Source organism: Hydrogenophaga sp. (assembly GCF_051858985.1).
Classification (GTDB): domain Bacteria; phylum Pseudomonadota; class Gammaproteobacteria; order Burkholderiales; family Burkholderiaceae_C; genus Hydrogenophaga.
Genome location: NZ_JBHYGM010000002.1, coordinates 1,120,239 through 1,134,913, shown reverse-complemented (window position 1 = coordinate 1,134,913; position 14,675 = coordinate 1,120,239). Strand labels below are relative to the sequence as shown.

13 protein-coding genes are annotated in these 14,675 nt (G+C 61.4%); 8 read left to right on the top strand and 5 right to left on the bottom strand.

Annotation, left to right across the window (positions count from 1 at the left end; translation table 11 throughout):
* Positions 1 to 4: 4 nt before the first annotated feature.
* Positions 5 to 538 carry a response regulator gene (locus ACTIEY_RS11730; RefSeq protein WP_439519280.1) on the top strand — a complete coding sequence of 178 codons (534 nt, stop codon included), beginning with the start codon at positions 5 to 7 and terminating at the stop codon, positions 536 to 538.
* On the opposite strand, the gene ACTIEY_RS11725 is transcribed toward ACTIEY_RS11730, so the two are convergent.
* From ACTIEY_RS11725 to ACTIEY_RS11715, 3 genes are all read right to left on the bottom strand, one after another.
* Complete coding sequence (locus ACTIEY_RS11725) at positions 535 to 1,053, bottom strand: VOC family protein (RefSeq protein WP_439519279.1); 519 nt, start codon at positions 1,051 to 1,053, stop codon at positions 535 to 537. The two genes, ACTIEY_RS11730 and ACTIEY_RS11725, sit on opposite strands and share 4 nt — an antisense overlap.
* Positions 1,054 to 1,190: 137 nt before the next feature.
* Positions 1,191 to 5,825 (bottom strand): CheR family methyltransferase, encoded by a 4,635-nt coding sequence (locus tag ACTIEY_RS11720; protein ID WP_439519278.1) that lies wholly within the window; start codon positions 5,823 to 5,825, stop codon positions 1,191 to 1,193.
* Positions 5,822 to 6,871 (bottom strand): chemotaxis protein CheB, encoded by a 1,050-nt coding sequence (locus ACTIEY_RS11715; protein WP_439519277.1) that lies wholly within the window; start codon positions 6,869 to 6,871, stop codon positions 5,822 to 5,824. Before ACTIEY_RS11715 ends, ACTIEY_RS11720 begins: the two co-directional genes overlap by 4 nt.
* Before the next feature lie 166 nt (positions 6,872 to 7,037).
* On the opposite strand from ACTIEY_RS11715, the gene ACTIEY_RS11710 reads away from it, so the two are divergent.
* Positions 7,038 to 7,832, top strand: a complete 795-nt coding sequence (locus tag ACTIEY_RS11710; protein ID WP_439519276.1) for an SDR family NAD(P)-dependent oxidoreductase — start codon at positions 7,038 to 7,040, stop codon at positions 7,830 to 7,832.
* Positions 7,833 to 7,937: 105 nt separating this feature from the next.
* On the opposite strand, the gene ACTIEY_RS11705 is transcribed toward ACTIEY_RS11710, so the two are convergent.
* Complete coding sequence (locus tag ACTIEY_RS11705; protein ID WP_439519275.1) at positions 7,938 to 9,272, bottom strand: glucose-1-phosphate adenylyltransferase; 1,335 nt, start codon at positions 9,270 to 9,272, stop codon at positions 7,938 to 7,940.
* A 235-nt stretch (positions 9,273 to 9,507) separates the two neighbouring features.
* Here ACTIEY_RS11705 and ACTIEY_RS11700 point away from each other — a divergent pair, with 235 nt between their 5' ends.
* A complete protein-coding gene (locus tag ACTIEY_RS11700) occupies positions 9,508 to 10,485 on the top strand; it encodes a glycosyltransferase family 4 protein (RefSeq protein WP_439519274.1) in 978 nt (325 codons plus the stop codon).
* Here the strand turns inward: ACTIEY_RS11700 and ACTIEY_RS11695 are convergent.
* Complete coding sequence (locus ACTIEY_RS11695; protein ID WP_439519273.1) at positions 10,472 to 10,726, bottom strand: DUF4142 domain-containing protein; 255 nt, start codon at positions 10,724 to 10,726, stop codon at positions 10,472 to 10,474. The genes ACTIEY_RS11700 and ACTIEY_RS11695 overlap by 14 nt on opposite strands.
* Here ACTIEY_RS11695 and ACTIEY_RS11690 point away from each other — a divergent pair.
* The 5 genes from ACTIEY_RS11690 to ACTIEY_RS11670 all read left to right on the top strand — a co-directional run bounded on the left by ACTIEY_RS11690 (position 10,709) and on the right by ACTIEY_RS11670 (position 14,660).
* A complete protein-coding gene (locus ACTIEY_RS11690) occupies positions 10,709 to 11,047 on the top strand; it encodes a four-helix bundle copper-binding protein (RefSeq protein WP_439519272.1) in 339 nt (112 codons plus the stop codon). The genes ACTIEY_RS11695 and ACTIEY_RS11690 overlap by 18 nt on opposite strands.
* A gap of 73 nt (positions 11,048 to 11,120) precedes the next feature.
* Positions 11,121 to 12,404, top strand: a complete 1,284-nt coding sequence (locus ACTIEY_RS11685) for a PQQ-dependent sugar dehydrogenase (RefSeq protein ID WP_439519271.1) — start codon at positions 11,121 to 11,123, stop codon at positions 12,402 to 12,404.
* Positions 12,405 to 12,566: 162 nt separating this feature from the next.
* Positions 12,567 to 13,916, top strand: coding sequence for a superoxide dismutase family protein (locus ACTIEY_RS11680; protein WP_439519270.1), 1,350 nt, complete (start codon positions 12,567 to 12,569; stop codon positions 13,914 to 13,916).
* Positions 13,917 to 14,015: 99 nt separating this feature from the next.
* Positions 14,016 to 14,423, top strand: a complete 408-nt coding sequence (locus ACTIEY_RS11675) for a CBS domain-containing protein (RefSeq protein ID WP_439519269.1) — start codon at positions 14,016 to 14,018, stop codon at positions 14,421 to 14,423.
* Positions 14,424 to 14,471: 48 nt separating this feature from the next.
* Positions 14,472 to 14,660, top strand: coding sequence for a DUF6496 domain-containing protein (locus ACTIEY_RS11670; RefSeq protein ID WP_439519268.1), 189 nt, complete (start codon positions 14,472 to 14,474; stop codon positions 14,658 to 14,660).
* The last annotated feature ends 15 nt before the right edge of the window (positions 14,661 to 14,675 follow it).

Sequence of the window (14,675 nt, the reverse complement as noted above, 5' to 3'; positions counted from 1 at the left end):
CGTGGTGAATCTCAGACAGCTTCTCGGAAATGAATCGAACCGGGTGCGCAACGACGAGCGCCCGAGCATTGATTTTTTCTGCGTGGACCAACAAGACCATCAGTTCGGGAGAATCAGGGAAATGAGCAGGGCGGAAAGAGGCCGCATTCAGGTCCTCGTCGTTGACGACAATGAAGACGCGGCGAACATGCTGGCCATGGCCATGCAGTTCTACGGTTATCAGACTGTGGTGGCTTTCAGCGGTGCCGAGGCGCTCGGCGCTGTTCGCGACGCCATGCCCCAGGTCGCCATTCTTGATCTGGGCATGCCAGTGATGTCGGGGATGGAACTTGCCCGGCACCTGCGTCTAAAGGCTTCAGGGAGCGACTTGCTGTTGATCGCGTTGACGGGCTGGGGGCAGGAACAAGCGGGGGAAGCGGCGAAGGCGGCAGGTTTTGATTGCCATTTCGTCAAACCGGCGGACCCTGCGGCCCTGAGTGCGGCGATCGAAGAGGAGACTTTTCGGCAACGCGTCGCCGGCAAGACTGAGCGTGGCTAGGATTTGCGCGGTTGGTTGAGAGCGGCGTCGCGTTGTGATGGATGCGACCGAACCGTTACCTGCGATGCATCGGGGGCACTGGCGAGAAGCGGAGGTGTCCGGGAAAGCGCCTTGAACCCCCGACACACAGCAGCAAGCTTGTTGCCATCCGGGTCGCGGACATAGGCGACATAGAAATCTTTGCCATAGTGCGGGCGCAGGCCCGGCGCTCCTTCCGATGTACCACCATGAGCCAGTGCGGCCGCGTGAAAAGTCTGCACCTCGAGCCAGGTGCGCGCCTTCAACGCCACCATCACGCCGTTGCCCGAAGTCGCCCTGCGGTGGTCGAACGGCGCACAGACCCAGAGTGCGAGTTCGGTCAGGCCGCCATGCTCGTAGATGCCCCAACCGACCCAGTTCTCCCAGTTTGCATCTTCGGCCGTGCAGCGCGTGATGCCCAGCACCCCCAGCGTGGCGTCGTAGAACGAGGTGGATCGTTCAAGATTGTTCGAACCAAGACAGACGTACGAAAACATGCGGACCCTCCAGGTTCGTCCGCTCATTCCGGTGTGGGATCTCAATGCGCCGGGCAGCTCCACCCATCGTGTGCTGCCGATCGTATGGGCCATTGCTCCCGCGGACGGTAGCCCGAGCGGGCAACCGGCGTACCCGCTCACTCTGTTGAAGTGCGGTGGCCGCGTCCTGCGAGCTGCTCTTCGAGCATGCGAACCAACTGTGAAAAGTTGATGGGTTTGGTGAGATGGGCGTCGAATCCCGCTTCCAAGGAGTGGCGCACATCGGCTTCTTGTCCCCATCCTGTGGCGGCAATGAGAACAATGTCGGCACCCAGCTTTCGTCGAACAAGTCGGGCCACTTCGTGACCATGCTTGTCGGGCAACCCGAGGTCGAGAAGCATGGCGTGGGGCTTCCAGGCATCAGCCACCTCGAGCGCTTCGTTGCCCGACGATGCTGTGCGGATCTCGTAGCCGCCGAGTTCCAGCAGCCTTGCCACACTCCAGGCGGCATCCAGGTTGTCGTCAGTGACGAGAACGCGCATCGCTGGATGCGCGCCCGCGACATCGGATTGCACGCTGGGGCCTGTCGCCTCCGAGTGTCCCAGCAGGGCAGGTACCTTGGTGGTTCTGAGGACCGGCAGCAAGACCCTGAAGCTGCTCCCTTTGCCCACGCCGGCAGAAATGGCTTCCACTCGCCCTTCATGAAGCTGGACAATTTCCCTCACCAGCGCCAGGCCGATACCCAGACCGCTGCCGTTGTGCTTGAGGGCACTGGAGACTTGCGTGAACATGTCGAAGACATTCGCGATCTCTTCGAGCGCAATGCCGATGCCATTGTCAACGACGCTCAGTGCAACATCTTCTCCCGCCAGTTCCATGGATACCGTGATCTTTCCATTCGAAGGGGTGTACTTGATGGCGTTGGTCAACAGGTTCGTCACGACTTGAGTCAGCCGCAGGGGATCGCCGTGCACCTCGATCTCGTGCGCGGGTAGCGCCAATGACAATTGATGACCTGCAGCGTCGAGCAGTGGCCGGGTCATTTCCACCGCGCTCATGGTGATTTCGGTGAACCCCACGGGCCGTCGTTCCATGATCAGTCGGCCCAGGCGCAGACGGGAAATATCGAGCAGATCGTCCAGCAATGTGCGCATCGCTTGCGACTGCCGCACGATGACCTCTCCTGCCTTGCTCCGATCCCTCTCCGAAGCGCCTTTGAGGCTCAGCAGATCGGCTGCGCTGGCAATGGAGGCGAGCGGATTGCGCAACTCGTGAGACAGCACCGCAAGAAATCGGTCCTTGGCCCTGTCAGCCGCTTCGAGTTCCTGTCGCGCCAGTTCGGTGCTCGCAAGGGCGTGCAAGGACTCCTCACGGCTTTTCTGCAAGGCTTCCTGAATATCCCGGGCGGCGGTCTGATCGCGAAGGATTTTCACGAAGCCAGCAGCTTCGCCATGTTCGTCGCGCATGAGCATCAGTGCGCCGCTGGCCCAGAAACGCGAACCATCCTTGCGCAGATGGAAACGATCGTCTGCGGAGCGGCCTTCGCTCAGCGCCGTCGTCGCTTCCTTCTCCGCTTCACCGCGCTCCCGGTCTTCCGGTATGAAGATGATGTCCGCCGGCTGACCGAGCACTTCCCGTTCGGAATAGCCCAGAATGCGTTGGGCGCCGGAATTCCAGATGGTGATCCGTCGCTGCAGATCGGTGGAAAAAATCGCGTACTCGGTGGCGTTCTCGACCACCATGCGCAAGAGTTCTTCTCCGCTGCGCAGGGCCTCGGCGGCTTCCAGCGATGACGAGATGTCCCGCGCCAGCGCCGTGCCGGCCATGACCTTGCCGCCGTCGTCGCGTATGGGGGAGATCGTGATCGCTACGTGGATCTCCCGCCCATCCTTGCGCCGCCGCATCACATCCTTGTGCTCGACAGTGATGCCCTTGCGCAGCGCTTCGACATCGGCGTCATCCTGCAGATCGCCATCCAGCGTGAGGAAGGTCAATGGTTTTCCGATGGCCTCGCCGGGCGAGTAGCCGAAGATGCGTTCGGCGCCGCCATTCCAGCTTAGGATGGTGTGATCAAGAGAAAAGCTGATGATCGCGTCACTCGATGCCGTGACCACCGCCGACAACCACAAACGCATTTCTTCGGCGCGTTTGCGTTCGGTGATGTTCACGAAAGTCAGCACGATGCCAGCAATGCGATCGTCAATCGTCCGATACGGCAGTAGTCGAGCAAGGAACCAGCTCCCATCGGCCTGACCCACTTCACGCTCCAGCGGGGCGAGGTTTTCGAGCACCAGGCGAGCGTCGTTTTCCAGTTGGGCGTACTGAAGGTGGGAAGTCAGGTCCGTGAGCGGTCGCCCCACGTCGGTGGGAATGAGCTTGAAAATCGAAACAGCCGTGGGCGTGAACCGCGTGACACGAAGTTCGCGATCCAGAAACACGGTGGCAATCGCCGTGGCATCCATCAGGTTGTGCAGGTCGCTGTTCGTGTTCCCGAGTTCGTCCACCTTGGACTTGAGCTCCAGGTTGACCGTGCTCAGTTCCTCGTTGATGGATTGCAGTTCTTCCCGGCTGGTCTCGAGTTCCTCGGTGGCGGAGCGCAACTCCTCATTCATCGCCTGCAGTTCTTCGTTGCTGGCTTTCAACTCCTCGGTGGACGCTTCGTACTGCTCCACCGTGTCGCGCAAATGGGCCTTGAGCCGTTCCAGTTCGCGGTCGAGCTGGCGAGCCACCGGATCTCGCTCGGTGTCCGTTGAATCCGTCCGGATCAATGCGGCATCGCTGTCTTTCGATGCGGTGTCGAAGACCACCAGGAACATGCCGTCGCCCAAGTCGTTCGCAGGTGCGACCCGCGTGGCCACATGCGAGGTCTCGTCACCGAGCTTCACCGGAATGACGGGCATGTGGGCCGGCAACTGACTTTGGGCGGCCTGATAGAGCCCTGCCCGCAATTCGATGCGCAGATCCGGGTGGACCATGCGCAGAAGGTTTCGGCTGGGCTCTCCCCCGCTGTACTGCAGGAAACGACCTGCGCTGGGCGACAGGTGGACGATGTCGTGCTCTGCATCGACGAGCACCGAGGGCGGTGAGAGCTCCTCCAGCAACCGCAAATGGAGTTCACCCCAGGTCTGATGACGACCCTCCATGCCTTTTGGAAGTCGGGTTGTCTGCAAGGGTGGATTGACAAATGCGGGACTCGCGGCCAGTGAAGTTCCTGCGTTCCTGGTCTGGGCGTTGACGCCCAGCGCCAGCGTGCTCAGACCTGCTGGCACGTGCCGCGGCGGCCTGGGCGAAGGGCGCTGTGCATACAAGCGATGCTTCTTGTCAATCACGGAAAACAACTGACTCCCCTCGTCCACGGATTCCGACGAACCGAGGAACAATCGACCTCCGGGCAGCAGCGCAAAGTGGAAAGTTTCCAGGACCCGTTCCTGCGCCTCAAGCGTCAGGTAGATCAGAAAATTGCGGCAGGTGATGAGGTCCACCCGTGAGAACGGCGAATCCCTGAGCACGTCATGATGCGCAAACAGCACCATCTCTCGAAGCTCGCGGCGCACGCGATAACCTCTGCCCTCTCTGGTGAAAAAGCGGCGTAAACGGTCTTCAGATACATCCGCATCGATGGTGAATGGATAAAGACCCTCGCGGGCCGCCTGAATCGCCTGCTCATCGAGATCGGTGGCAAACACCTGGATCGCGGGCGGCGCCTCCATGGAGCGGCAATGCTCGGCCAACAGCATCGCGACCGAATAGGCCTCCTCGCCCGTCGCGCACGCTGCAATCCACACCCTGACGGGTTCGTTGGGTCTCTTGGGCACGAACAGCAGCGGGACCTGTGCCGCCAGGGCTGAGAAGCTCTCTTCGTCTCGAAAAAAGTTCGTGACGCTGATGAGCAAATCTTGCAGCAGGGCGCCGGCTTCGCCGGGCCGCATGCGCAGGCAGGTGAGGTAAGCGGCGAGGTCGTCGAGTCCATTCACCTGCATGCGGCGGCCGATGCGTCGCAGGACGGTCGCGCGCTTGTAGCAGGAGAAGTCCCGTCCTGTCCGATGCCGCAGAAAATTCAGGATGCCTCGCAACGCTTCTTCGTGGGGATCGGCAGCCACCAGTCCGCCTGGGCCGGACGGGGGGATTTCGGGCGGGAGCCTGAGTCTGGCCTCCATCTGGTAGTAACCCAGCAGGCGCGGCGCCATCTCGTCGATCGGCAGCACCCAGTCCACCATGCCTGTGGCGATGGAGGACTGAGGCATGTCGCTCTGCTCGGCTTCCTGGGGATCCTGGGCGATGGTGAGACCGCCGCGCTCCTTGATGCGCTTGATGCCGATGGCGCCGTCGCCATCGGCACCAGAGAGCACGATGGCCGCAGAGTGGGGACCATGGGTGTCGGCGAGCGACCGAAAGAAAAAATCCACGGCCACGTGGCGCCCGCGCGGCTGCGTCATCTCCTCCAGGTTCAGGAACCCGTCTGCCGCGCGCAGCCACTTTCGCGGCGGAATCACATACACCGTGGAGGGCTCCACCTTGGTGCGTTCCGTGACCTGGACCACGCGCATCCGGGTGCAACGCTGCAGCAACTTGTGCAGGTTGCTTTCGTGTTCGGGAGAGAGGTGGAGGATGACGACGAATGCCAGGCCGCTGTCGTCTGGAACCGCCTTGAAGAACTTCTGAAGCGCCGGGATGGCCCCCGCCGAACCCCCCATGCCAACCAGCGGCACCATGCGGTATCCCCGGGTGGGAATGGCATCGTCGAAGTGCTGAGGCTGCTGCTCTTCGATCAAGTCGGGCGAGGGAGCGGTCATCCGGTTCTCGTTTCTCGAAGCGGACGATTATGCGCGTTTGCGGCGTCGGGCTCCCCTTCCAGAAGTCGCCTGAGTCGCTCCGCTTGTTCCAGCAAGAGATCTGCCTGGCTCTCGCCGGCCTGAGCCTGGGTCAGGTCCCCTTGACTCCGAGACACCTGCGCCAGACGACGCAGCAGGATTTCGCGTTCTCGCAGGGCCCGGATGCTGGCGCGCAGTGACCCTTCGGCGGTCTCCTCCTGGCAATGGGCGAGGCTGAGGCCACTGTAGGCGTGACCCGTGTGACATCGGTATCGCAACAGCGTCTGGTCCTTGATTTCCCACAGACTTCCCCCGCAATCGGGGCATGAAAGACCGGATGGCGATCCGATCGCATTGACGTTTGCCATGGTTGCCTCTCCGCGGTTGATGTGAACCTCGCGGGCCAGATGCTCCGGCAATGCCTCCGTCTCCACTCCTTGACCCGCGTGCTTTGCGGTCACGATACGCACCAGCTCCTGCGCAATCGCCTCGATGTTGCCGCAGAAATCCACTTTCACGCACGCCAGTGCGGCGTCGGGCATGCTGCGGTGCAAGGCGGTGGCAGGGTCCTGCACCAACGATCTGCCTCCGCATGCCTTGATGGCTGCCAAGCCCGCTGCACCGTCATCCAGATTGCCGGTGAGGACCACCCCGATGGCCCGTTCACGCCAGTGGAACGCTGCGGACCGAAACAAAGGGTCAATCGCCGGGCGCGAGTGGTTTTCTTTGGGGCCACGGGTCAAGCGGATCTGCCGAGGTTCCAGCAGCATGTGATGGTCGGGGGGCGCCACATAAATGTGGCCGGGTTCAGGCCTTTCGCCTTCGGAGGCGTGCCGGGCGGGGTTGGGCCCACTTCGGGTCAGCAGTTCGGGGAGGACGCTGGGCAGAGCGCCCACGTGCTGTACCACCAGCACCGGCGCCTCGAAACGGGGAGGCAGCGCCGAAGCCAGCTGCATCAGGGCATGAATGCCACCGGTCGATGCGCCGACGGTGACCGCATAGGTTGGGGATTCCGCATTGCTGTTCACAGAATGTCGGGAGCAATCGACGTGCCCCTGCTACGCTGTGCGCACACCGGATTTGCGTAAATACTGCGGCAAAGGTTGGGTGACGGCGTCTGTGGTCAGGCCGCCGGGAAGGCACGGGATCTGCCTCGGCGGATGCTTGTGTTTTTGCATCACAAAGGAGTTGGTCATGAAATCTACCGATCTGCGACCCCTTGCCGTTGTTACTGGCGCGTCTTCGGGGATTGGGCTGCATCTGGCGCGCTGTTGTGCCGAGAGCGGATTCGACCTCGTCATTGCAGCTGACACCGCTGATCTTGACCACGCTGCGCAGTCCCTTTCGGGTCTCGGTGCTCAGGTCGACCTGGTGCGAGTGGACCTCGCTGGCCGCGAAGGTGTGGATCACCTTTGCACCGCCATAGCGGATCGCCCAGTGTCCGCCCTCCTGGCCAATGCCGGGCATGGTCTCGGCGGAGCATTTCTGGATCAGAACTTCGAGGACATCGAGCATGTCATCGACACCAACGTGACGGGGACGCTGTACCTGATCTGGCGTCTGGCACAAGAGATGCGTTCCCGGCGCGACGGTCGCATTCTGATCACCGGGTCCATAGCGGGCTTCCAGCCCGGCAGTTTCCAGGCCGTCTACAACGGTTCGAAGGCTTTCATCGACTCTTTCGCGGCTGCGTTGCGCAACGAGATGAAGGACAGCGGGGTGACGGTGACCTGCCTGATGCCGGGCGTCACTGACACGGATTTTTTCGAACGCGCTGGCATGCTGGACACCAAGGTGGGCGCGTCCGACAACAAGGCCGATCCCGCCGACGTTGCCCGAACGGGTTTCGACGCGATGATGCGGGGCGAAGCCGATGTGGTCGCAGGGCTCAAGAACAAATTGGCCGTGGTGGTGGCGAAAGTGACTCCCTCGCAACTGGCCGCTGAACAACACAGGAAGATGGCTGAGCCGGGCTCGGCCAATCACTGATGCGCCGAGGGCCACGCGCGAAGTTTCATCGGGTGCCGGCCCTTGTGCTCCTTGAGGGCTGCGACGTGGGCGCGGACGGAAGCGGCGGGGCACTCGCCCCGACCTTCATGCCATCGCTCCCAGCCGGGGTTCGCCCGTCAGTTGCTCAATGGGTTCGGCAGGCGTGCTTGACTCGTCTGTCTCCGGGTCTGAGTTCGGCGGTGGTTTTGGTTCGAAGTAGCGGGCCGGCACGACCACGATACCGTTGGCGGTCACATGGAAACGCCGGCGGTCTTCGTCCGCATTGAAGCCGATGCATTCTCCCGCGGGGATGTCGTTGTCCTGATCAATGATGGCTCGCCGGATGCGGGCTCCTCGGCCGACCCGCGACCTCTCCATGATGATGCAGTGTTCGATCTCTGCACCGGGGTCCACCAGCACCGAGCGGCGCAGCATGGCGTGGTCAAGTCTGGCGTGATCCACGATGCTCCCGGAGCCGACGATGGAGCGATTGAGAAAACCGTTCTCGATCTGTGCTGACTCCGCCTGATCGGGACTGGCATAGATGGGCCACTGGCGGTTCGTCATGCGGAATTTCGGCCGCGCACCCAGCGTGTCGAAATGGGCGTCGTAGTACGCATCAATCGTGCCCACGTCGCGCCAGTATCCCGTTTCCTCATAGGGTTCGGTGCCGGGGATGCTGTTGGTGGTGAAGTCGTAGGCCATGAGTTTGTGCGTCTTCAGCATCGATGGAAGGATGTGTTTGCCGAAATCGCTGTGGCCAGTCGTGTGGGCACGTTTCAAAACGTGCAGTAGAACGTCAGCGCTGAAGAGGTAGTTGCCCATCGAAGCAAGGGCGTGCGTGCCGCTGCCGGGCATGGGCTTGGCCGATCGAGGCTTCTCAATGAACCCGGTGATGCGATGTTGGTCGTCTGTTTCAACGATGCCGAACTGGTCGCATTGCTGGAGCGGGACAGGGAGGGTGGCCACGCTCACCGGGGCGTCATTGGCGATATGGAAATCCATCATCTGCCGTATGTCCATGCGGTAGATGTGATCTGCGCCGAAAACCGCCACGATGTCCGGGCGAAAGCTCTCAATCAGATGGATGTTTTGAAACACCGAGTCGGCGGTGCCCTGAAACCACTCAGGTCCATTGCGCATCTGCGGGGGGACCACAGTCACGAAGTGCTGCGATATGAACCGCGTCATCGTCCAGGACTGACGGATGTGTTCGATCAAGGACTGTGACTTGTACTGGACAAGCAGGTAAATCGAATAAATCTCCGAATTCACCATGTTGGAAAGAACGAAGTCGACGATGCGATGCTTGCCGTTAAACGGCACGGCGGGTTTGCACCTTTCCGCAGTCAGCGGGTGCAACCGCGAACCCTCCCCACCGGCCAGGACGAAGGCGAGGACGTTTTTGCGGCGAGAGGAGATGGCGAAACTTGACCCCATAGTCCCACGACTGGGCAAAACGCGTGCCCGCGACTGTTACTGGAACGCCGGACCAGCGTGCTGCAATTTCTTCCCGTGCGTGGTCTCCCCGCACCCCATTCCAAGGCGGAGTGGAAGTCGGCAGCGGTGACCGTCCCCTGTAGGCATGTGTCTTGCCGGACGGTCGGGAGCTGTAGTGTGGCGAAGGTGCACAGGCGGTGCAGGCAGCCTCAGCCTTCCCGGAAAGGAAAACTGCATGCACGCACTTCCCCTCTGTAACGCCCCACGTCGTCGCTTGCGCGTGCTGACCTGGCACGTGCATGGCAATTACCTTTACAACCTGACTCAGGTTCCACACGATTTCTGGCTCGCTACCGATCCTGCCCGAATGGTGCACCGCACAGGTTGCAGCGGCACGCTCCCATGGGGCAGCAACGTCCATGAGGCTCCATTGCATCAGTTGGCCCAAATGGAGTTTGATGTCGTGCTTTATCAGTGTCGCGACAACTGGGAGGTTGACCGCCTTCGGTGGCTGTCGTCTGCGCAGCGCAAGCTTCCCAGAATTGTTCTGGAGCACGATCCTCCACAGCAACACCCCACCGACACGCCCCACTGGTGCAATGACCCGGGTGCCCTGCTCGTGCATGTAACGGCGTTCAATGCGCTCATGTGGGACAACGGCCCAATGACGGTGAGATTGGTGGAGCACGGTGTGCTGCCCCTGGCAAGCCGGCCCTGGACGGGTGAAATTCCAGAGGGGCTGGTGGTCGTCAACAACATGTGGCGCCGTGGCCGTCGACTGGGTCTGGATTTGTGGCAGCAGGCGTCGACGCAGGTTCCGCTATGCCTGGTGGGCATGGGAAGTGAGGTCCTGGGCGGCGTAGGCAACGTGTCCCAACAGGAACTTCCGTTGGTCATGTCCCAGCACCGATTCTTCTTTCATCCTGTGCGGCACACCAGCCTTGGCCTCGCGGTCATCGAAGCGATGCATGCCGGGATACCCGTGGTTGGGCTCGCTACCACAGAACTGGTGACGGTGATTCAAAGCGGTCACAGCGGTTATGTCGACACGCGGCTCGACAGGTTGGTGGACGTGATGCACTGCCTCTTGCGTGACCGGCGAATGGCCGCGGAATGGGGGGAGGCGGGCAAAAAGATCGCTCAGGAGCGGTTCTCCATCCACCGTTTCGTCAAGGACTGGTTGGGGGTGCTGAACGAGGTCACAGCGGCCTGAATTGAAGTCGACGCGTCGCTCTTTGAAGAAGCGATGGTTCCCCGGGCACCTCGACCCCCTTGGAGGTGGCCATTGCCTCGAGCTCTTCACCAGATTTCTGATGGTCCTCGACCATCGTATGAGCAAAGCGTTTGACGCGAGCCCCGTGGGCCCCTCGTCGGAAGTTCGCTGTCGGGAATGCGCATTGCCCGGACGGAAGTTCGTCCACCTGAATGGAGCTGCCATGAACTCGAGAACCCATGCTTCCTGTATAGATGCCTGTACGCGCTGTGCCCTTGCCTGTCATCAATGTTCTGCCGCCTGCCTTGCGGAGAAGCGTGTTGAGCCTCTGGTCCGCTGTATTGCACTTGACATTGACTGTGCGGCGCTGTGCGAGGTTGCTGCCGAGGCGATGGCCAGGAACAGCAAGAACGCCGGACCTATTTGCCGTCTTTGTGCGCAACTGTGTGATATGTGCGCGGAAGAATGCGGAAAACACGACTCCGAACACTGCCAGGCCTGTGCGCAGGCTTGCCGCGCGTGTGCGGCCGAATGCCAACGGATGCAAGCGCTCTCGACTTGAAGCACTTTGCGGCAGCGGAGATCGGGTATGCGACTTGCCGTTCCATGTCTTGCATGAATTCCTGGAGACCCTCATGAAGAATTGCCGCCTCACGGACGCCCGTATTCATTGCGCTAGCGCCTTGTTGGTGCTTTTTCTTGGGCCTGGATCCGTGCATGCTCAGTTGCCGCCGGGTGACGGACCTGTGAGCCAGACCGTGACGGTTTTAGAACCTACACCCGTCAAGTTCCGCGACGATCTGCTGACGCATCTGAAAGTGCCACCTGGGTTCCGCATAGCGGTGTTCGCCAGGGATCTGGAAAACGTTCGTTGGCTTGCGCCCATGCCCAATGGCGACGTTTATGTCAGCCGGCGAGAGCAGGGAGACGTGCTGTTGCTGCGCGATGGCAACCAGGATGGCGTTGCTGAACAACGGGTAGTGGTGGTTCAGAACCTCAAGGGCGTGCATGGCCTTGCCACCCGGGGAACGCAGCTCTATATGACCGCAGACAAAAAGGTGCTGTTGTCGGACATTCAGCGAGATGGAACGCTCTCCAACCCTCGAGTAATCATCGATGACCTTCCTGACGCTGGGCAACACCCGAACCGCACCATGGGGTTTGGGCCCGACGGCTTGCTCTACATCACGGTGGGGTCAACGTGCAACGACTGTCGCGATGCGAATCCCGAAAACGCCACCCTGCTGCGGGTGCAGCCGGACGGGCAGGCGAGAGGTGTCTTTGCCAAAGGGCTGCGCAACACCATCGGTTTTGGCTGGCACCCTGTCAGTGGTCAGCTGTATGGCTTTGACCACGGCTCGGACTACCACGGAGATGACACGCCCCCTGAAGAATTGAACCACCTTCGGGCCAATCAGCACTATGGCTGGCCGTTCTGCTTCGGGAGCCGTCAGCCGGACCCGATGGTCTTCAATGATCCGCCTGGATCGACCAAGGCGGATTTCTGTCCCACGACCCAGCCGCCGGCGCTCGCCTACATCGCTCACGCGGCGCCCATCGGCTTCACCTTTTACAGCGGGCAGCAGTTTCCGGCCGAGTTTCGGAACGACGCGTTTGTTGCATTTCGAGGCTCTTGGAACCGTGCTCAACCCAGCGGCTACCGTGTCGCCCGAGTGCGCTTCGACGGCGGCGGTCGCCCGGTCGGCGTCGAGGACTTTGCCACCGGGTGGCTGTTGAACACCCCTCCAGACCCTCTCAACCAGGCGGGTGTCCAGGCTTCGGCCTCGGAACAACAACAAGCCCGTCGACCGGCTCAGTTCGGGCGACTGGCGGGGCTTGCGATTGCTGCGGATGGCTCGTTGCTCGTCGCTGAGGATCAGAACGGCGTGATTTACCGCATCAGTTACGCCGGGCGTTGAATTTTTTTCATCAGGAGGCTCTCGATGAAGCTGTGCACCTTTCTTCCTTTCAGATGGGCCGGCCTGGCCGTACTCGTTGCTGGGTTGACGGCCTGCCAAAGCCCACAGACTCACGATGGTTCGAGGGGGCCACCTGGCGATTCAAAGGCTCGAGGCCCTGCCGTGGCACAACTTGTGGACGCGAAAGGTGATGTGAAGGGCAGAGCGGTGCTGACCGAATCACCGGGAGGGGTGGACATTGCCATTTCCGTTCGCGGCCTGCCGCCGGGACGTCATGGCTTCCACATACATGAAAAGGGCCTGTGTGCGCCAGGGCCCGATGCTTCCACCGGCGAGACTGTGGCGTTTGGTGCTGCCGGGGGTCATTTCGATCCCGGTCACTCGCGCAATCATGGTCAGCCGGGACAGCCCCTTCATCTGGCCCATGCAGGTGAACTGCCCAACATCGAGGTGGGAGCAGACGGGAACGGATCGCTGCGGTACCTTAATCCGAACGTTTCCTTGTCGCGCGAGCCATCGTCGGTATTCGGACGTTCACTGGTGGTGCACGACCAGCCGGATGACTATGTCACCGATCCGGCAGGGGGCTCCGGACCTCGTTTGTTGTGCGGCGTGATAAGCGCCGACAGACCTTCGTCGTCGATCAGTGGACGGGCCACGATTGAGGGGACCGCAGTGTATCCAGAGGGTATCGCGGTCGACACGCGCACTGAAACTGCCTACGTGGGTTCAACCAGGGACGGGTCTATCTGGCGTCTGCCCTCGGGGGCGGACAAAGCCGAGTTGCTCCAGGCCGGTGGTGCGGCGGGCAGGCAGGCTGCATTCGGCATGAAGGTCGATCCAGCCGGGCGGCTGTGGGTGGCCGGTGGGCCGCAAGGGAATGTCGCTGTGCTGGATGTGGCCACCGGCATGACTGTGGCAAACCTGCAAGCCCCGAAGGGCTCTCACACGTTCCTGAACGATCTGGTGATTGCACCCGACAACCGGGTGTATGTGACCGATTCGTTTCGGCCCATGCTGTACCGGGCGCGCCTTGCACTGGACGGCGGAACATCCTTGGAGCCTTGGCTGGACCTGAGTGGCACGTCGATCAGATACCAGCCGAATCAGATCAATCTCAACGGCATCGTCGCGTCGCCGGATGGCCGCTGGCTGATGGCCATTCAGCTCGTGACAGGGCAACTCTGGCGCATTGGTCTCGCGGACGGGATGGTGACCGAAGTGGCGGTTCAAGGGGGCGATCTTCGGCGTGGCGACGGGCTCGCCCTTCGTGCCGGCAACGAGCTGTACGTCGTGCGCAACCAGGACAACGAAGTGGCGCGTCTGGATTTGAATTCTGACTGGTCCAGCGCGCGCGTGACGCGACGCTGGAACGAGCCGGAGTTCAATTTTCCTACGACGGCAGCAGTGGGCCGAAGTGGATTGATGGTGGTCAACGCTCAACTGGACAAGATGAAGCAGCCGCCACCTCTCTTGCCGTTTGATGTGGTCACCCTGGACGTTGCGCCATGACCGCCGTTGCTCAAAACGGAGTCCATCGTGGGCACGCCCATTGCCCGCCATATTGATCATCCATGAAAGGAGCATTTCCATGACACAAGTTCAGACATCATGACGAGAGGGGTACGCACCCTCCGTTCCACGGAGTCCATCGTTGCCGCGGCAGAGGCCATGCGCGAAATGGATGTCGGATCGGTTCCTGTGTGCGACGACCGGACCTTGGTCGGCATCGTCACGGACCGAGACCTCGTCGTGCGCGCCCTGGCGGAGGCGCGCTCTGGTGATACCCCCATCTCCGACGTCATGAGTTCGTCCCCGTGCTGGTGTTTTGAGGATCAGTCGGTCGACGAGGTTGCGCAGGAGCTCTCCGACCAACAGATACGCCGCGTACCTGTGCTCAACCGTGACAAGCAGTTGGTAGGCATCTTGTCGTTGGGCGATCTTGCCTCGAAGGGCGCCGAGTTGCCGGCGGGTCGAGCCCTGGAAGGTATTTCCGAACCAACCGGAAGCAAGAGCTGAGCGCTATCCGATTCAAGTCACCCTGAACGCAGCAGAAGGGAACTTCATATGAGCAAATATGGCCCCAAGGCGTCTGAGAAAGTCGAAGAAGCCGTGCACGAGATGAAGCAGGGCAAACTCAAGACGGGCACTGGCAAGAAGGTCACGAGCCGCAAACAGGCAGTCGCCATCGGGCTTTCCGAGGCGCGAGAGGAGGGTGGAAAAGTCCCCACGAAATCGTCCCGCAAGTCCGCCTGATCAGGGAGTGCGCTG